The following is a 16,785-nucleotide window of genomic DNA, read 5'->3' on the forward strand; positions in this document are numbered from 1 at the left end:
AGCCGTCGTTGATGAGCCGCGATCAGCGGATGGTCAATACCTCGCCCCGCGTGGCGGAGCCTGGCGTCATGTCCCAGGCTCGGATGACAGGGACGAACTTGTCGGTGAGGATGCGGGTCTCGGCTACGGAGCCGTCGTCGCGCTCGGTGAACTCCTGCTGGAGGGTCTTCTCCTTGTGAGTGTCCCCTTTGACGACGAGCACGCGACCATTCCTGGAGCGCACCACGCCGGAGATCGCGCCTGCGGCCAGGGCCAGGGCGAGATGCCAGTGCGACAACGCACGCGCCGGAGGCCGCAGCGCTTTCTGCGCGGCGCCCAGGTGCGTGTCCACGGACGGCCAGAGCCCTTGCAGCCGGCCGACTTCATCGGCGAACTGCTCCGGTTCCATCGTCACGCGGTAGAAGTGCTCCGGCTCGGCCTGAGCCGCGGGGACGGTATACGGCAGGAACGGCCATTCGCTCGGCAGTTCCTCGGCTTCGGCATCGCCTTGCCCGATCTGCAACAGCAGACCGCGCGTGGCCTTGACCGCATCCGATGCCTGGTCGCGCTGGCGAATGCGCCGACCGAAGATCACCACCTGCCGGAACTGCTTGTCCACCGCCTGGTAGATGCGTAGCTCGGCGAAGTGCCTGGTCAGCCAACCGACCAGCTCGGCGTCGAGCACGTAGGACGGCACGATGAAGACCATCACGCCGCCGTATTGCAGCAGCGGCAAGCTGCGCTGGTAGAAGAGCTTTTCCAGCCGGGCGCGGCCCTGACCCTGGTAGCCGATGTTGCCGTTGACGTCCTTGCTCAGGTCGCCATACGGCGGGTTCAGCCACAACAGGCCGAAGGTCTGGCGGGAGATCAGCGTATCCATCAAGTCGCCGTGGATGCAGTGGTCGACCAGACTGCGGGCATGGCGTGCCCGCTCGGCGTCGTATTCGACTGCGAAGGCCTTGGCCTGCTCGCGCCCGAGGACATGGGCGGCCTCGGCGATCGCCACGCCTTCACCGGCGCACGGATCGATGATGCACATGGGGCCGTTGGCCGGCGCCAGTGCGGACAGCACCCGCTCCAACGTCGGTTCATCGGTCGGGAAATAGCCGTTCTTGATGAAATTGCGGGCAAGCCGCGGAAACATGAGAGCCATGGGATTTCTCCTGGAATGGGATGAAGGAAAGCGGGCATGTGCTGACGCACATGCCCGTGGTGAAGGCTTCAGGCGACGTGCCGCAGGGGCGCGTTCGAGGCCAGCTCGTAGTCGGAAGCGCCGAGCGTTCCGCTGCGAATCAGATCACCGAGCGCGGTGGTCAGCGCCGGCACGTCGATGGCGAGCCGGTGGCCCTCCAGCGGTCCAAGAGCGAACGGGAGGCCGGCCAGCATCTGGCGGGTTTGCAGCAGTTCCAGCACGGTCGCGCGCCAGTGGTCGAGCAGAGGCAACGGGCAGGTGTCCTGCACCAGCGTCCACAGCCGATCGAGCCGGTGCGTGGAATCGCGGGGCAAAAGCGCCAGTGCGCTGGCGTTAGCCTTGTCGGGCTGCACGCAGCGCTTGTCGAACAGCCACACATTGGAGAGCGACCCGAACAGCGTGCGCCGGTAGGCGCGCGTGGCTCGCTTCTCCAGGCGTTCGACGTTGCCGACGAACAGCGGCAGCGAGCCGCCTTCCGGGGTGATGACGTGGAACTGGTCCAGTCCCTGCTCGTCGCGCCCGAGGGTGAGGCGTGCGAGGAACTCCTGAACGGCGGTGTCACGCGCCCAGATGGACAGGAAGATCAGATTGCCCTGATCGTCACCAACGCAGGCGTCGGCCATCAGGTCGGGGCACTCGTCGATGCGGTACAGCGGTTTGGATGAGGCGGAAGCAGGCATGGTGATGTCCTCGATAAAGAGAGAGCAGCACCGCCCGCCAGGGCAATGACTGCCCCGTGGGGTGGATGAAAGAACGCGAATTACCTGGGATCAGAGTTCCCGTTCGGTGAAGGAACCGTCTGCCTGATGCTTGACGGTGCGATTGCCGGTATTCATTTCCTGGTCGCGCTCGGACTGGATGAACATGCTTTCTGGCACAACGATCTGAAAATGACGCAGAACCTCGCGGTAGTAGTCGAGGTCATGGCCGAACGGATCTCTCTCGTGCAGGTTGCTGTACAGAAAATCGTCGTCCTCGACCATTGCCGTGTCGTCGATCAACTCGGCTGGCTTCTGAATCATCAGGAAGAAGTAATCCATCGGCCGATCCCAGCCGAGGATGACGGTGATGGGAAAGCCCTTGTGGGTCGTATCAAAGTAGTGCCGGCTCATGGTGAAGCTCCTAGGTGAAGTTGCCGGAGCTTCCCCATCGGGGAAGAACCCCGGCGGGTGTGTGGAAATGCCGTATGTACGGCGTGGGAACCAATGCAGGGATTTCAGTCCCAGTCGTCGTCTCGATCGCAACCGGCCGGGCAACATCCCAACTCGATCCCGTGCGAGCAATAGCCGTTTTCAGAGTTCCAGCTCCGCGTCGCCTGCCGTTCGGCGGGTGTTGCGTAGCCCCATTCCTGAGCTATTTGCAGCGCTGTTGCGTGCTGGGATTCCGGAAATTGACGAACTTGCGCATCGATCTCCGAACTGAAACGCTCTACGTAGTAGTCGTAAGACAGTCCGCACCCTGCGTTAGCTTGCGTGGCCGCTCTCTCGCAGACAGTTCGCCACGCGGGTTCGTCCGACACAGGGCAGGTATCCCCGCCGGGGGCATTGGAAGTGATCGTTGACATGATGGGAGGCCTTAAGAAAAAGGCCGGAGTCCTCCCTGCGAGGAAGAACCCCGGCGGGCGGTGAACGTCGCCGAGGCGACGGAAAGATCAGGCAGTGGCGAGGTGCCAGTCCTGGGACAGCGGCGCGAACTCGTAGCCCAGCACGCCGAGACGGTCGCGCTGCTCGCGCAGAACACGACGATCGACGGTAGCGTCGAGCTTGACGATCTCGCCCAGCGGCCAGAGGGTGCCGAACAGCGCTGCGTCGTCCGCATCGGCCGAAGCCTCGGGGGACGCCACAGCCGGCTTGGAACCGAACGGCGTGGTGTCGACCAGCGGATCGCGCGGGCCGCGGGACTTCGCCTTGGCCCGAGCCTTGGGCGTTGTTGGTGCGGGAGCCTGCGCTTCCTCGTCGATCGGATCGACTTCCTGCGGGCTCAGTTGTCGGGCTTCGTCACCGCTCAGTTCGTCGATGTTGGAGAGCGTCATTCCGCCCAGCAGGGCGCGGATTTCGATGACCATGCGACCGTTGGCGGTGTACGTGGACGGGCGGATCTCGGCAATAGCGAAATCGCCCTCGTACTTGCCTTCGGCGTACTGGTCGAGTTCGGCGTTCTTCACAACGAACTCGCCGATGGAGGTCGCCAGGCGGCCGACGTTGAAGTCGCCGTTCCTGCCGTGGATGGTCTTGATGGCTAATTGGCCCGGGATGGTAATCATGGGAGGCTCCTGCGAATGAAGGACAGCCACAGGCCTTCGGCGTAGATGACCGACGACGGGGTAGCTGCGGGGAGAAGAACAAGGCCCCGGAGTGCGGGGCCTTGTGGATCAGCGGGTCAGAACGACTCGGCGGACTCCAGTGCGGAGGCCTCGACGTCAGCTTCAGCGGCCGGCGCGGGGGACGCCTGGGCCGGAGCTTCCTGCGGTGCGGGCGTTTCGGCAGAAGCCGGAACGTCGCTTTCGCGGTCGTCGGAGTCGGTCGGCTTGGACTCGGCTTTGTAGACGAGATCGCCGTCGACCTTGATCCAGGAGATGAACAGCAGGCGGGCCTTGAAGCTCACCCCCTGCTCGCCGACGCGCTTCCCCTTGGTATAGGTGAAGACATCGGCCCAGAGGTCGCCGAGGCGGAAGCCGATCAAGACCTTCTTTTCGGCCTTGACCGCATCCTCGCAGCGGCGAACCAGGTGCTGTGCTTCGTTACCCGAAACGCGGGTGTCGAAGCGCACATACGAGACGTCATCGGTAGGACCGTTGAGCGCCGCGATGTCGCAGGCCAGGAAGGGGGAACCTTTCTTGGGCTTCACCTCGCGGATGCGATTGAGGTAGCCCAGACCGGTGATATGCAGGTCGAAAAAGGACTTTTCGCTGGAAGTGGTCATGGTGAATCTCCAGTAGGACAAGAAAGCGGAGACACACCCGACCCAGGCGGGGAAGGTGTGGAACCCCCGCGTGGGTTGATGGAACAGCGATGGCATCACCGTTGGGATCGACGGTCGTTCGCGCATGGATGCCGGTGCGAACTGGCTCAGTCACACGGAAAAACCGTGCGCAGCCTCAAAGACCGAAGGCTGCCTGGCATGTTGCTGACGACGTCAGCGGGACATGGAGTGAGCGTGGCACGCCGGGCCAGGCCGGGGCCACGGATAATCGGAAATTGCATGCGCCCGCATTGGCGATGCAGACCTTGCTCTTCAATCGCCGCAGAAACAGGCGATCGGTTCGTCCGCCGGATCGAACAGGTCGCCTTGATCGGCTGCGAAGCGGGCCAGGTCGGCGTAGCTCGGTCCGTCGACGCGGAAGCGCGCGCCGCTGGGCTTGCTGGCGAGATTCAGCGACTCCATGCGAACCCACCACACGGCCGCTTCCGGGCGGGCCTTGATGAGCGCCAGGCGCTGCCCGCGCGGTTTCAGGAAGCAGAGATCGCAGTTGCCTTCGAGCGTGCGGCCGTTGACGGTCAGCAGCTCCAGGTCAAACGGTTGTGCCTTCCAAAAGGCGGTCACGTCGCGCACGGTTGTTCCGGCTTCGGCCAGCGGCATGCACATGGTCTCGTGGACAGATTCGGTGGAGTGGCCGCGCGCGCGGATCTTGGCGACGCGCCGCTGTTCGTCGGTGCGAATACCGATGAACTGGTCCCACTCCGTCCAGCCAAGCTGCCGCAGGAAGCGGTGCATCGGGCGAATCTTCAGTGAGGTGGTGCAACCGCGCGCGACGGGATTGGGTAGGTACTGGCGCTTGCGGATCAGCGCCTCGAAGGGTTCACCGTCACGGCTCGCGCGCTCGAAATCTACTCGCACGAAACCGGGTGCCTCCGGCTGATATTCAAGCCAATGGACCGGCACGTGCCAGTGTGTGGCGCAGTCGCGCACGAAGCGCAGCGTGGCTTCGACTTCCTTGCCGGTGTTGGCAAAGCAGACCACGGTGTCGGCAGGCAATCCGCTGTTCGCCTGTAGCACGCGCCACAGCATGTAGGCGCTGGTGCGCCCACCGCTGAAGCTGATGCAGGTCGGTTGGTCGATCTTGAACGGGTCGCGCATGGTCGTCTCCGGTGACATGCCGGCGGGCCGGCCGGCGACGAAGGCCGTGCGGCCTGGAGACGAGTGCGGGCGCGCAGCAATAGCCGCGGCGCGAGGAAAAAAAGCCCCCTTGCCGGGGGCGATGAGACCGGAGGGTTAGCCGCTGTTCTTGGTCGGTTCGACCGCCTGCAAGAACAGTTGCGTCTCGGTGGCGGACACTTCGAGATCGTCCTCGCTGTTCAGGATGCGCGTGAAGACGCCATCCTTCGGGTCCAAGAACTCGCCGAAGTCGTCGCCACCCAGCTCGGCGCGTACCAGCTCCCACCAGTCGTCGAACGGGTCGGTATCCGGGTTGCAGCCGACGGCGTAAGCGATCAGCTTCTGGCGGCCATCGGTGCGGCGTTCCCCGCGCTCGGCGAGGAAATACGCACCCTGGTCCTTGGCGAGGATGACGTTGCACTGATTGGCGATTGCTTCCGCCAGCACGGGGCGCAGATCGGCGCCTTTGAATCGCAGTGACATGAATGAATCTCCTATGGATTGAAAAGGAAAAAGGCTCCCCGCCCGATGGGTAGGGAGCCTGCGAGGCAGAGATGCAGACGGGGATGAGTTGGGCTTTACGCCGCCCGACGCTGGCGGGAGGCCTTCGTGCCGGAGGTGACGCTCACCTCGATCTGGCGCCAGCGCCCGTCGTCGATCAAGCGTTCGAGCACTTCGCCGAGGCTGTCGAAATACACCTCGTCGTGTCGGTCCACCAGTTCATCGTCGCGGCGCAGCTCCACCGCGTAGACATCGCCGGCACGGTCGTAAAGCACCGTGACCCGGCCCGCGAACTTGGTGGTTTCGACGGTGAAGCTGATCGCCGGGGGCGTCTCGATGATCTTGTCCGGCGTCGGATCGACCCAGGTGAAGTCGCAGGCGCCGGCATCGACCAGCAGGTGCGTGATGCGCCGGAAGCGGTCGGGAGCCGGAAGCTGTTCCAGTTGCTGGATCAGGTCGCCCAGCTCCGGGCATTGCGGCTCGGGGATGGGCAGCTTGGCTGGCGCCGAGCCGAGGATGTGCGTCTTGACGGTATAGGGCGTGCCGTCGGCAGTGTGCTCGGTGCGCTCTTCCGGGGTATCCGCGCGCAGGCCGTCGAAACGGCGCCGTGCGTAGGGATGGACATGCACCTTGGCACCGTCGTCGGGGACGGTCGTGACCAGCTTGCGATCCAGTGCCACGAACTCGGCGCGGCCGGTCTTGACGACGACGGCTTCGTCGGTCGTCGCGATCACCGTGCCATCGAAGGGCTGCGGGTCGATCATGAAGCCCAGCGCCGATTCCTGCGGCTGGTCGTCGATGACGCGGAACTTGAACGTGCGGATGTTGCGCGGCACATGACCTACGACGAGCGTGGGCATCTGGTTGCGAATAGTGGAACGGTCCATGGGAATCTCCTTGAAGAAAAGCAAGGGACTCCCTGCCCGCAAGGGAGGAATGTCCCTTGTGGGTGGCGTGGGTGGACGCGGCGTGCGTCCTGGGGATGGCAATGACCAGTGCGGTTGGCACTCGCAGTCTCGAAGGTCTCGACTGCCTGGGCATGCGCCGGCTACGCCAGCGAACATGCGTGCAGCATTGCGCGACAGCGGTGATCGTGCGCGGAGGAATCAGAATCCGGCGGCGCCCGTTTTCGGTCGAAAAAAAGCCTCTCGGTGGAGGGGCTGGGTGGGTCAGGCTTCGTATACGAAATAGTGTGTGCGCTGTCGTGGAAAAAAAACGTGCTTCCAGCAGTCACCGTCGATATTGCCACCGTCGAACAGCACCATTTCGTAACTGTCGATGCTGGTGTCTACCAAATCGGATGTGTCGATCTCGCGCATGTTTAATTTGCCCTTCTCGCGCTCGAATACCAAGGTCTGGCCGGTTGCGCCGTCATGGCACATGAAGCTGATGCAGGCCATTAGTTGCTCGTCGAAATCCGCGTCGGCTCCGTGTTCGTGCAATACGCGATCAACGATGCTGGGGAGGTTGAGGTTTTCCAGGGGACGATGTTTGTCGATCTGGCGCTGGCACAGGTCGCGGATAGTGCTTCCCAGGTGCGTCAGCAGGTCGCTCAAGGCGGGTTCGGGATAGGACATGGAAATACTCCAGAAAAAGAGCGGACCGACACCCTTGCGGGTGCTAGTCCGCAGGGACGGGAGATGCTCTTGTGGAGCGTGGTTATGCTTCGTACACCGGCAGACCTTCCTGCACCGGGGCATCGGCATCGAAGATCAGGATACGAACGTCGGCCTCCCCGGCCAGATGCAGCACGTCAGCCAGTTCGACCGGAAGGCCGTTGTCCAGATGCTCTTGCCGCAACTGCTTGGAGGTGATGCCATCAGCCTGTCCGAGGTTGGCGTCCGTCCACGGGATGGAGATCAGTTTCACGCCGATCGCCGGACAGTACGGGATGCGGAATGCGATGAACAGAAAGCCAGTCGGTGTGGCAATGTCTGCCAGATTGGCGAGGTAATTCCACGCATCCTGTGTGAGGTGTGCCGTGCTGATTTCCCAGCAGCGACCGTAGAAATTGGTCATTGGTGGCTCCATTCGAGAAACGGGCGGAGCCAGCCCTTGCGGACAAGCATCCGCAAGGGAGAGACCCGAAGCCGAGCGACTTCGGGCGATGAAAGAAGGACATGGCTCGGAATGGAGCGTATGTCCCGGGTGAGAAGGAATGGACGATGGCGATGAGCCTGGACGAACTCACCAGCCGCTGTAGTTCAACAGGAGGTCGGCAAGTACCTGGCGACGCTCCAGATCGAGACCGCCGAAGTCGGCCAGGCCGTAGAAGCCGCAGCGCTTGAGCATGGCGCCGCCATTGCGTTCGTTGTAGAAGCTCACCATCGCGGCGAGAAACATCCGCTGGCCGCTACTCAGCACGCCGATGGCATCGTTGATTCGCTGCGTGTTCGGGCGAAGATCCCATTTGGTTTGGGCGCGTTGCAGCCCATCGGCGGTTCCATCGCCGAACCATTGGGGGCCAGCGATTTCAGCGCCACGCTTCCAGGCCTGGAAGAACGCTTCAGGTGCTTGTGAGAAGTGCTGCGTTTCCCGCACGATCAGATCGAGTGCGTCTTGGGGCAAAGACTGGTTCATGAGAAAACTCCTGGCGAGGACGGTTTAGGGATGAAGCCGTTGCTGCCAGTGGCCTGTCGTCATGGCCTGGCTGGCTGCTTGGTACGAGCGGAAGTACTGGACGGATTCGCGTGAGACCGGCCCCTCTGCATCGGCGGTGCCGATGTAGTGGCCGGCGGCGCTGTGGCAGACCTGAAGGGGCAGGCGTTTGCCGACGTAGATCAGCGCCAGATAGCCGACGGCATCAGCTCGGGCTTGGGAGGAGTTGGGAAGCTCCGCTGAAAACGGAAAGGACATGGCGATCTCCTGGGGAAAGTCGGAGGCCACATCCCTGTCGGGAAGCGAAAACCTCCCGGTCGGTGGAACAAGGCAGCATCGGCGCCGGTGGGCGCTCGTCCGCGGTGGTCGATGCGAAGCGGACTGGCGGGTCGCGCGGAGAAAATCCGCGGCAGCCGGAAGACCCAGGCTGCTGGCATGGTACTGACGAAGTCAGCGACGCATGGAGGGAGCATCAGCACAACGCAGATTCCTGTCGCCCCGAAAGCAGAAACCCTTCATCACCGTGTTCTGCGCAATGTCTGCAACAGGCGCTCGCCTAGCCAGGCCAAGCATGGCACCGCCATCGAGTTGCCGATCGCCTTGTAGCGCGGCGCATCCGCGGCGGGCTTGCCGCGGTATGGAACAAGCGTGTAGTCGTCGGGCATGCCCTGAAGGCGCTCGCATTCCATCGGCATAAGTCGGCGCACGCGCCATTGCGACCAGTCCGTATCACCTGGCTCGTTAGCTTCGTAGCGAAAATGGGCCTCGAAGGTCGGTGCAAGCACATGGCCCTTGTCACCACCGCCGCTACTCGCGCGCAGCGCGGGAGACAACCCGAGCGAGAGTTCTGCCGTCATGCCGGCTTCGCGGCCGCGTAGCGCCACACAGGCGACGAGAGGCTGGCCATACCCCGGCTTTCCGCCGGACATGATCGTCCCGGTGACTTGCCCGTGGCCCGACTCCAGGCGTACCTCGCTGCGATTGTTTTGCGCGAAGGCGATGACCGTGGATTCAGGACGAACGGCGATGATCGGCACGCCACGTCCAGTTCCGTCTTCGCTGCACCCCTTGCCGTTATTGGCGGTGTTCAACGCATGGCTGATGGAGCCCGTCACCGATTGCACGGTGAAGGTTTCGACCTCGAAGTCGTTCTTGGCACCGGGTGCCGCCGTCAGGCAGGCGGCCACGTCGATCGGCCCCTTCGTGTTGCCACCGCCGAACGAGTACGTCACCTTGCCGTAGGCCGGCTTCAATCCGGCAAATCCGCCTGCTGCATCAGCACCTGGTGCAGCATGTGGGGAAGCGTCTTGCCACGGTGCATGGCCCGGCGCAGGATGCCCGCACACGCCACCGGGCTCAAAAAGTACTGCGGTGGGATCGAGATCGTCTCGACCACTTGCCACAAGAAACACACGACGACGGCGCTGGGCAACGCCGAAGTATTGGGCGTCGAGCACCCGCCACGCGATGCGGCGGCGGGGTCCAGACACACAACCCGCGTGCGTCCATTTTTCCCCTGGCGGTTCGAGCGCACGGCTTTCTCCGGCCAGTGCGCCCAGGAAGTGTCCGAAGGCGTTGCTGCGATCGCTGAGGACGCCAGGGACGTTTTCCCAGACGAGCGTGGCCGGCGAGCGGTGGTCTTGCTGACGGGCTTTGTCGATGGCATTGGCTAACTCCACATAGGCGAGACTCAGCGCACCGCGCGGATCGGACAGGCCGAGCCGGTCGCCAGCGACGCTGAAAGATTGGCAAGGGGTTCCGCCGACCAGGATGTCGGGGGCTGGCACGATGCCGGCGCGAATCTGGCCGGCGATCAGGGTCATGTCGCCGAGATTCGGGACACCGGGGTAGCGGTACGAGAGCACCGCGCTGGGGAACGGCTCGATTTCTGCGAACCAGGCCGGTTGCAAGCCGAGAGGTTCCCAGGCGAGGCTGACCGCCTCGATGCCGCTGCACACGCTGCCGTACTGCAACGCGGGCGGGTAACTAGATGGGTGGTGCATGGGTTTTCTCCTTTCACGGGTCATGGATGGACGGGAGAAAGGCGCCGAAGACCACGCAGGTCTTCGGCTGTCGAGGAGGAAACCACCTGTGGGCTGTCGCAGAACGTGGCCGTCGGTAGAGCCTGTCGCTGCATCAGCGATCGCACCCGGCCCGTGTCGTGGTTGGGGCCGAAATCCTTTGGCGCGCATCCGCGTACAAAAGGAGCCTGTTGTTTCGCCGGTAGGCTCCGGCATCGATTACCGCTGACCCAGTGGGTCTCCCAGCGGCTCGCGCTGCAAGCCGCTGGGAGACCGACCGGGAAAACGGAAACACGCGGAACAAAGCGCCCACGGATGCGGGCGATGGACCAATACGCCTTCTCGCCGCGTCGGCAGGAACGGCCGATGCGGACGTGCACACATCGCAGAAGGTTGTGCGTGCTGGGTGCCTCGCGGGGGGCGAGGCCAGTGCATCGGTCGCGGCCGATGCGATGGGGTTCGGTGAGGCGGTTACTTGGACGAGCGGCGCTGCGTGGGTGCCTTGCTGCGGTTGCCGCCGCTGGTGCGGTGTCCCGGTTTAGATTCGATGGCTACCGTCCCCTTGCAGTCGGGATACCGGACGCACGACCAGAACGCACCGCTCTTGCCTGTGCGTTGCCGGGTGGCAGCACCACATAGCGGGCAGGCAGGCCCTTGAGGCAGCTTGATGGACAAGGTGATGCTGCGGTACTGCTGCACGAGCTGCGTGATCCAGGCGGATTGCTTCTCGACAAAGGCGTCCAGGGTCATCTGGCCGGCTTCGATCATGTCCAGTGCCTGCTCCCACACGGCGGTCGTGCCGGGATCGGCAATCGCCGCCGGCACGGCGTCGATGAGCGTAAAGGCAGCGTCGGAGGCACGCACCGCACGACCTTTCTTGACCATGTAGCCGCGGTCGAGCAGGCCCTTGATGATGTTGGCACGAGTCGCCTCGGTGCCGATGCCGGTGGTGTCCTTCAGCTTCTGCTTCAGGCGCGGATCGGTGACCAGGCGAGCAACGCCTTTCATGGCTTTGACCAGTTCGCCCTGTGTGTACGGCTTGGGCGGCAGCGTCTTGAGGGCCTTCAGATCGACTTGGCCGACCTGGCAGGCCAGTCCTTCGCGCAGCGGCGGCAGCACCTGGCTCCGAGTCCCGGCATCACCGTCCTCGTCGGCGGGTTCTGGCGTGGCCAGTACCAGGCGCCAACCGGGCACGACCACCTGCTTGCCAACGGCTTCCAGGTTCTGGCCGCCACAGGTGAGCCGCGCCGTGGTGCGATCGAACTCGTGATGGGGAAGAAACTGCGCAAGGTAGTGCGCACGAATCAGGTGGTAGACAGCCAGTTCCTTCTCGCTCATGACGGAGAGGTTGGCCGGCTCCAGCGTCGGGATGATGCCGTGGTGCGCCGTGATCTTGCTGTCGTTCCAGGCACGCGAGCGCTGGGTGCGGTCGAGTTGGGCGATCAGTGGACGCAGGGCCGGGTCGGTCTTGACCAGGCTGTCGAGCACGGTCGGGACTTCGGCGAACATGCTTTCGGGCAGATAGCCCGAGTCGGAGCGGGGGTACGTCGTCGCCTTGTGCGTCTCGTACAGGGCCTGCGCGATGTCGAGCGTTTCCTGCACGTCTAGGCCGAACTGCCGGGAGCAGACCTCTTGCAGCGTGCTCAGGTCGAACGGCAGCGGCGGGCCTTCGCGCAGGCGCTCGGTCTCGACCGTGGTGACCTGGGCGGTGCCGGCGGCACGGATGCGCTCGGTGGCCTGCTGCGCAATGGGCTGCTGCAGGCAGCGTCCGGCGTCATCGATGCAACCCTGTGGCGGCATCCAGTGAGCCATGAAGGAGGCACCGCCCGAGGACAAGGTGACCTCGATCGCCCAGAATGGCAGGGAGATGAAACGCGCGATCTCGCGGTCGCGGTCGACCACGAGTTTCAGCGTCGGCGTTTGCACACGCCCGACCGAGAGCACGCCGTCGTAGCCGGCTTGCCGGCCCAGTACCGTGAACAGGCGACTGAGGTTCATGCCGATCAACCAATCGGCACGCGAACGGGCGAGCGCAGAGTGGTAGAGCGGCAAGGTCTCCGACGAAGGTTTGAGCACGCCCAGCGCCTTGCGGATCGACGCATCGTTGAGCGCCGACAGCCAGAGGCGTTGAATGGGGCCGCGGTAGCCACAGTAGTCGATCAGTTCGCGAGCGATCATCTCGCCTTCGCGGTCGGCGTCGGTGGCGATGACCAGCTCGGAGGCCTGCGCCAGCAATTGCTTGACGACCTTGAATTGCGCGGCAGTCTTGGGTTTGACCTCGACCTGCCAGCGCTGGGGAACGATGGGCAGCGGTTCCAGCGCCCATCGCTTGTATTGCTCGCCGTAGGCTTCCGGCGGAGCGGTTTCGATCAGGTGGCCGATGCCCCAGGTGACGCTGAGACCGGCACCGGTGTAGCAGCCATTGCCGCGCTGGGTTGCGCCGAGCACGCGGGCAATGTCTTTGCCTTGGGAGGGCTTCTCGCACAGGAGCACGCGCATACCACCTCCTCGGAAACGTGCTGTTCATCAGATGAGCAACAGCGTGTCCGGAATGGGCGGGCGGAACTGCAAAGAAGCCGCATGGCGCGACCACCGATTTGTTGATCGATGAGGTTGTGGTCGCCGCAGCAGCGAGACGGCAAGGCTGCCGCATGGTCGGCAGGAGCATCGTATCGGGAGTGCGCGTGGAACTCGGTGGACGTTGGTGGAGCTATCCCTTGGGGATAGCTCCACTGAGGTCTACTGGCGCATGGAGGACGACGGTGAGTTGTCGCAGCCGCCCTCGCAGCGACAGCGATCAGGTGGTCGGCTTGGGGCTGAGCGTCACCGCTTCGAGGCGATACGGCAGGATGCCTACGCGGCGGGCCTCGATCTTGAACGTGACGCGCTCGTTCTTGTCCGCATCTTCCCACTCGTCGCGAACGGTCCGTCCCTCGACCAGGACGCGCATGCCTTTCTGGTAGAGGATGGCCCATCGTTCCGCTTCGGGGTGCCAGAGTTCGACCGGCGCCCAAAAGCCGCCACGATCCTCGTACTCGCCGTCCTTCTTCGGGATCGGGTTGTCGAAGTAGACGTTCAGGCGGAGCAACCGGCGGGGTACGTCGTTGCCGCTGGGAAACTCGCGGTATTCCGGCGCAGAGCCGATATTGCCCTCGCCACTGAAATGGGTACTCATCAATGCTTCTCCTGGGAGTGGTTGGCGCGGCTGCGCCGTTGGTAGACCGCTTCGGCCTGGGCGACCTTCTCGGCGGCCTCCAGCGCCTGGCGGGCGATGCTGTGGGTGAGGCTGACCTGCATGTTCAGCACGATGCGCTGGACCTCTATTGCGTAGAGGTCGTCGATCAGGTGGTCGGGCGTGGAAGGGCTGGCGATCAGCGATTGCCACAGCGCCACGCCCATCGCCGAACGATCGGGTCTGCGCCAGCGCAGAAAGGTCGTGCCTGCGCCTGTCGTCTGCTGGGCCAGGTGCACGGGCAGCAGGCGGAACGGGTAATCGATGGCCTGCGCCAGCACGCGCCGTTGCGCCAGGTCGATCAGGCTGTCGCGCAGCGCTTGGCATTGGCTGGCCCAGTCCTCCAGACTCCCCTTACCTTTAAAAGGTTTTAAAAGGCCTTTTAGGAAGGCCGCGTGTTCCAGTGTCAGGAAGTCTGCCTGTTCCAGCGGTGCGAAACGGCGTGTAGGGCTGGCGCTCATTCCGGTTCACCCGCGGCATCACCGACTGCCGCAGTCGGCGGAGTCTCGTCATCCAGAGCCAGCTCGTCTTCTGCGCGGCTTGCCCGTCCTCCAGGAGCGGAGGCCAGAGGCGAGCGGCGAATGATGGGTGGCGCATAGCGGGAGCGCTTCGTGCCTTCTAGCACTTCCTGCGGCAACTCACCGTACTTCTCGATGGCTGCTCGCGCCACGGCGTTCTTGGCAGCAAAGTCGTCGCGCGTGCAACCGGAGTAGCGGTATTGCTGGGCCAGGCTGAAAAGGCTGCGCAGCGCGTGCGCGCCTTCGTTGAGCCAGCGCTCCAGGGTCGAGCGGTCGATCAGCGCGGTGTGGTGGGCGAGGATCAGCTTGCGTGCCAGATCATCGTAGTCGGCCAACAGGTAGACGGCCATGAAGCCGAGCTGCGCGTTGACGAACAGCGGGAGCTTGACTGGCTGTACGTTCATGTTCTCGCCGAGCGATAGAGCGGGCGGTACGTTCGCCAGTACTTGATCGACCTGTTCGCGCAACGATTGCAGGCTGGTCTTGGTCTGCGTCAACTTGTCCTCGATGCGCAACATCCACCAGTCACTGTACGGGTCGTCCTGCTCGGCACCGCGCCGCAGCTTGCTCATGATCGAGAGATAGCCGTTCAGGCCGACGATGCCAGGCCGGCCTTCGGCGGCGGCGCGGCCGTGCCAGATGCGCGAGGCGTGATGGGTGTGTAGCGTCAGCGACATGGCGCTGCGCAGCGACCCGAGGTTGAGCTGGAGGGGTTCGTTGGGCATGGCGACGACTCGGTAGGTGATGAGCGAGTCGCCAGCATCGGGACAGGCCGGAAGGCCGTCAGTCAACAAACCGCACGGACAGAGCGCCGGTTTGGAGGAGCGCGGAAGGCTGTATGTTGCAACTATCCCCCGGGGATAGCGCTATGGAGCGCCAAGGACGTCCACTCGATCAGGACGAATCCAGCAACGCGCGCAGCCGCGCCAAGTGGGCCTGAACTGCTTCAGGACTGGCACGCTTGCGAGCAGGTGGAGTGTCGTCGTGTTCGGCTTGCGAGGTGGGTGCATCACCTTGCCCGGCCCAGGCCTTGAACTCGCCTCGCAGCGCTTTCTGGATGATCCCGAACAGGTAGCCAGCCGGGTTGTGTACCGTGTTGCCGCGGCAGCGGGCGGCCCATTCGTCGAGAACGGCTTGGCGCTGGTCGCCGTCGACCTGTTGCAGCGCTACGAGTGCTCCGGCCTGTTGTTCATCTTTCAATCCGAGAAAGCGATCCGGCAGGCGCAACTGTGCCAGTTCTTGCGCGCGCGGTACTGTACGTACTTCTTTTATACGATTACTCAGTACTTCAGTACGGCCCGCCTTCGAATTCCGAAGATGGGCGGATTTGTCAGGGTTTTTGCCTTCTTCGGAATCCGAATAAGGCTCTTCTCCATTCCGAAGAAGGACTTCGGCACCTTCTTCGGATTCGGGACCTCCTGCGTCCTGTGGATAAGTGTCCGGTACATTTGGGTGATGCTGAGCCAGGCGCTGTGTCAGAACCTGAAGTCGGGTCGGCAGCGTGCGGCCGTTGAGCAATGGGTCATCGGTCAGCTCCTGCAAGACCTGCTGGCCCACGCGTTGGATTGCCTTGCTGGCGTGGTTCAACGCCTGACTGACCAGTTCCAGATAGCCAGGGTCGACCTGCATCGCCTCGAAAGGCGTCAACGGCTCATCGTGCAGTACGTAGAGGTTGCCGAGGATGCGCCCGGTTTTCGCATCGCGCCGACGGCGCGCGAGGCTGAGCCAGCGCGTGAGTCGCAGGACAGTCAGCGCCCGTGCGATGGTCTCGTGGGAAGCCTTCGGTGCGCACGGCGTCACCGCCAGCCAAGGACGCAACTGCTCGTAGGTCGGCCAGGCGGTGAGACCGTCGTCGTTGAGCATCAGCCGGCAGACCTGCCAGGCATTGCGTTCCAATGGGGTCAGCCGGCGGTCGAAGAACAAAGCTCGCGGGACGGCCTCGTGGCGGTTGCCGCTGAACAGGAAGCCGTCGTGAGGTGGCGTGCTCTCGGTCGGGTGGGCGGATTCCAGCCGTTGGAGTGCACCATCGAGCAGGGTCGAAAGTGGGATGGGACCGGGAGGATTCGGAGCAATCTGGCTCATGGTCTGGCCAACTTCTGGTCAATCCAGCTCCGTATCGCGGCCCAGATCACTGACATGGGCAGAAACATGGATTCGGCCAGCTCCATTGTCAATTCCAGCATCGCGGTCTCGTCGTCCAGAGCGATACCGCGTGCGTCGACCGCGGGCTTCCAGCGATGCCACAGGGTCGTTTCCTGTTCTTCGCTGAGTACCGGGTGCCGGCCTTTGCGCTTGGGCAACCCCAGGATCTCCCGGCGCAACGCCACTTCCTGGTGGGTAAGGCCGTAGAACTTGCTGACCATCTCAGTCGAGCCACCAAGCCGCAACATACGATCGACCGAAGAAATCTCCTGCTCGATGTCGCGCATCTGGCTGACCAGGCGCCAGAGCATCTCCCGATCGACTTTGACCGAGCACCAGGGCACCCGCGCGTTGGCCAGCAGCGCGACCAGTGCCGGTTGTTTCAACACATCCAGTTCACGCTCACCGAATCCCATCGCAAGGCATCGGCGCAACTGCCCGTTGCGCAGGTCGTGTAGGGCCTGTGCCACAACAGCTTGATTCAGCGGATGGGGTGTTGCGGACATA

At 63.7% G+C, this 16,785-nt stretch carries 19 protein-coding genes and 1 pseudogene; all 20 read right to left on the reverse strand.

Going from position 1 to position 16,785, the window contains the following annotated elements:
* Window positions 1-22: 22 nt before the first annotated feature.
* Window positions 23-1,204: a DUF6094 domain-containing protein gene (locus B2246_RS01695; RefSeq protein WP_404842173.1), complete on the reverse strand. Its 1,182-nt coding sequence runs from the start codon at window positions 1,202-1,204 to the stop codon at window positions 23-25.
* Window positions 1,201-1,851: a hypothetical protein gene (locus B2246_RS01700; RefSeq protein WP_150982054.1), complete on the reverse strand. Its 651-nt coding sequence runs from the start codon at window positions 1,849-1,851 to the stop codon at window positions 1,201-1,203. Before B2246_RS01700 ends, B2246_RS01695 begins: the two co-directional genes overlap by 4 nt.
* Window positions 1,852-1,941: 90 nt before the next feature.
* Complete coding sequence (locus tag B2246_RS01705) at window positions 1,942-2,283, reverse strand: hypothetical protein (protein WP_150982055.1); 342 nt, start codon at window positions 2,281-2,283, stop codon at window positions 1,942-1,944.
* A 104-nt stretch (window positions 2,284-2,387) separates the two neighbouring features.
* Complete coding sequence (locus tag B2246_RS01710) at window positions 2,388-2,735, reverse strand: hypothetical protein (protein WP_150982056.1); 348 nt, start codon at window positions 2,733-2,735, stop codon at window positions 2,388-2,390.
* Window positions 2,736-2,822: 87 nt separating this feature from the next.
* Window positions 2,823-3,434 carry a DUF3275 family protein gene (locus B2246_RS01715; protein ID WP_150982057.1) on the reverse strand — a complete coding sequence of 204 codons (612 nt, stop codon included), beginning with the start codon at window positions 3,432-3,434 and terminating at the stop codon, window positions 2,823-2,825.
* Between the two features lie 116 nt (window positions 3,435-3,550).
* Entirely contained in the window at window positions 3,551-4,093 is a 543-nt protein-coding gene (locus B2246_RS01720) for an STY4534 family ICE replication protein (protein WP_150982058.1), read from the reverse strand.
* A 312-nt stretch (window positions 4,094-4,405) separates the two neighbouring features.
* A complete protein-coding gene (locus B2246_RS01725; RefSeq protein WP_150982059.1) occupies window positions 4,406-5,248 on the reverse strand; it encodes a phosphoadenosine phosphosulfate reductase family protein in 843 nt (280 codons plus the stop codon).
* Window positions 5,249-5,383: 135 nt separating this feature from the next.
* On the reverse strand, window positions 5,384-5,749 hold the full coding sequence (locus B2246_RS01730; protein ID WP_150982060.1) for a DUF3085 domain-containing protein: 366 nt from the start codon (window positions 5,747-5,749) through the stop codon (window positions 5,384-5,386).
* 95 nt (window positions 5,750-5,844) lie between these two features.
* Window positions 5,845-6,654 carry a GTPase gene (locus B2246_RS01735; RefSeq protein ID WP_175658532.1) on the reverse strand — a complete coding sequence of 270 codons (810 nt, stop codon included), beginning with the start codon at window positions 6,652-6,654 and terminating at the stop codon, window positions 5,845-5,847.
* Between the two features lie 282 nt (window positions 6,655-6,936).
* A complete protein-coding gene (locus B2246_RS01740) occupies window positions 6,937-7,167 on the reverse strand; it encodes a uridylate kinase (protein ID WP_176025663.1) in 231 nt (76 codons plus the stop codon).
* Between the two features lie 259 nt (window positions 7,168-7,426).
* Window positions 7,427-7,783: pseudogene (locus B2246_RS01745) on the reverse strand (ABC transporter substrate-binding protein); the annotation flags it as partial.
* Window positions 7,784-7,954: 171 nt separating this feature from the next.
* A complete protein-coding gene (locus B2246_RS01750; RefSeq protein ID WP_175994346.1) occupies window positions 7,955-8,347 on the reverse strand; it encodes a hypothetical protein in 393 nt (130 codons plus the stop codon).
* Window positions 8,348-8,371: 24 nt separating this feature from the next.
* Window positions 8,372-8,623 (reverse strand): hypothetical protein, encoded by a 252-nt coding sequence (locus B2246_RS01755; protein ID WP_175658530.1) that lies wholly within the window; start codon window positions 8,621-8,623, stop codon window positions 8,372-8,374.
* 260 nt (window positions 8,624-8,883) lie between these two features.
* Window positions 8,884-10,392: a DNA cytosine methyltransferase gene (locus tag B2246_RS01760; RefSeq protein WP_286881753.1), complete on the reverse strand. Its 1,509-nt coding sequence runs from the start codon at window positions 10,390-10,392 to the stop codon at window positions 8,884-8,886.
* A 465-nt stretch (window positions 10,393-10,857) separates the two neighbouring features.
* Window positions 10,858-12,885, reverse strand: a complete 2,028-nt coding sequence (locus B2246_RS01765) for a DNA topoisomerase III (RefSeq protein ID WP_175994348.1) — start codon at window positions 12,883-12,885, stop codon at window positions 10,858-10,860.
* 298 nt (window positions 12,886-13,183) lie between these two features.
* A complete protein-coding gene (locus B2246_RS01770) occupies window positions 13,184-13,561 on the reverse strand; it encodes a single-stranded DNA-binding protein (RefSeq protein WP_175994349.1) in 378 nt (125 codons plus the stop codon).
* A complete protein-coding gene (locus B2246_RS01775; RefSeq protein ID WP_175658595.1) occupies window positions 13,561-14,079 on the reverse strand; it encodes a DUF3158 family protein in 519 nt (172 codons plus the stop codon). Before B2246_RS01775 ends, B2246_RS01770 begins: the two co-directional genes overlap by 1 nt.
* Window positions 14,076-14,861 (reverse strand): PFL_4669 family integrating conjugative element protein, encoded by a 786-nt coding sequence (locus tag B2246_RS01780; RefSeq protein ID WP_175994350.1) that lies wholly within the window; start codon window positions 14,859-14,861, stop codon window positions 14,076-14,078. Before B2246_RS01780 ends, B2246_RS01775 begins: the two co-directional genes overlap by 4 nt.
* Before the next feature lie 169 nt (window positions 14,862-15,030).
* Window positions 15,031-16,218: an STY4528 family pathogenicity island replication protein gene (locus B2246_RS01785; RefSeq protein ID WP_175658597.1), complete on the reverse strand. Its 1,188-nt coding sequence runs from the start codon at window positions 16,216-16,218 to the stop codon at window positions 15,031-15,033.
* Entirely contained in the window at window positions 16,215-16,784 is a 570-nt protein-coding gene (locus tag B2246_RS01790) for a DUF2857 domain-containing protein (RefSeq protein ID WP_175658598.1), read from the reverse strand. The genes B2246_RS01785 and B2246_RS01790 overlap by 4 nt, the downstream gene beginning before the upstream one ends.
* Window position 16,785 lies beyond the last annotated feature (1 nt).

Origin of the sequence: Cupriavidus sp. UBA2010 (assembly GCF_002335265.1) — a bacterium.
Taxonomy (GTDB): Bacteria; Pseudomonadota; Gammaproteobacteria; order Burkholderiales; family Burkholderiaceae; genus Cupriavidus; species Cupriavidus metallidurans.

What these genes read in the sequence shown, in the direction of transcription:
- B2246_RS01700 (WP_150982054.1), bottom strand. Translation starts at nt 1,851, where the DNA reads ATGCCTGCTTCCGCCTCATCCAAACCGCTGTACCGCATCGACGAGTGC.
- B2246_RS01760 (WP_286881753.1), bottom strand. Translation starts at nt 10,392, where the DNA reads ATGACCCGTGAAAGGAGAAAACCCATGCACCACCCATCTAGTTACCCG.
- B2246_RS01725 (WP_150982059.1), bottom strand. Translation starts at nt 5,248, where the DNA reads ATGCGCGACCCGTTCAAGATCGACCAACCGACCTGCATCAGCTTCAGC.
- B2246_RS01735 (WP_175658532.1), bottom strand. Translation starts at nt 6,654, where the DNA reads ATGGACCGTTCCACTATTCGCAACCAGATGCCCACGCTCGTCGTAGGT.
- B2246_RS01715 (WP_150982057.1), bottom strand. Translation starts at nt 3,434, where the DNA reads ATGATTACCATCCCGGGCCAATTAGCCATCAAGACCATCCACGGCAGG.
- B2246_RS01740 (WP_176025663.1), bottom strand. Translation starts at nt 7,167, where the DNA reads ATGGCCTGCATCAGCTTCATGTGCCATGACGGCGCAACCGGCCAGACC.
- B2246_RS01770 (WP_175994349.1), bottom strand. Translation starts at nt 13,561, where the DNA reads ATGAGTACCCATTTCAGTGGCGAGGGCAATATCGGCTCTGCGCCGGAA.
- B2246_RS01790 (WP_175658598.1), bottom strand. Translation starts at nt 16,784, where the DNA reads ATGTCCGCAACACCCCATCCGCTGAATCAAGCTGTTGTGGCACAGGCC.
- B2246_RS01750 (WP_175994346.1), bottom strand. Translation starts at nt 8,347, where the DNA reads ATGAACCAGTCTTTGCCCCAAGACGCACTCGATCTGATCGTGCGGGAA.
- B2246_RS01705 (WP_150982055.1), bottom strand. Translation starts at nt 2,283, where the DNA reads ATGAGCCGGCACTACTTTGATACGACCCACAAGGGCTTTCCCATCACC.
- B2246_RS01720 (WP_150982058.1), bottom strand. Translation starts at nt 4,093, where the DNA reads ATGACCACTTCCAGCGAAAAGTCCTTTTTCGACCTGCATATCACCGGT.
- B2246_RS01730 (WP_150982060.1), bottom strand. Translation starts at nt 5,749, where the DNA reads ATGTCACTGCGATTCAAAGGCGCCGATCTGCGCCCCGTGCTGGCGGAA.
- B2246_RS01765 (WP_175994348.1), bottom strand. Translation starts at nt 12,885, where the DNA reads ATGCGCGTGCTCCTGTGCGAGAAGCCCTCCCAAGGCAAAGACATTGCC.
- B2246_RS01710 (WP_150982056.1), bottom strand. Translation starts at nt 2,735, where the DNA reads ATGTCAACGATCACTTCCAATGCCCCCGGCGGGGATACCTGCCCTGTG.
- B2246_RS01775 (WP_175658595.1), bottom strand. Translation starts at nt 14,079, where the DNA reads ATGAGCGCCAGCCCTACACGCCGTTTCGCACCGCTGGAACAGGCAGAC.
- B2246_RS01785 (WP_175658597.1), bottom strand. Translation starts at nt 16,218, where the DNA reads ATGAGCCAGATTGCTCCGAATCCTCCCGGTCCCATCCCACTTTCGACC.
- B2246_RS01780 (WP_175994350.1), bottom strand. Translation starts at nt 14,861, where the DNA reads ATGCCCAACGAACCCCTCCAGCTCAACCTCGGGTCGCTGCGCAGCGCC.
- B2246_RS01755 (WP_175658530.1), bottom strand. Translation starts at nt 8,623, where the DNA reads ATGTCCTTTCCGTTTTCAGCGGAGCTTCCCAACTCCTCCCAAGCCCGA.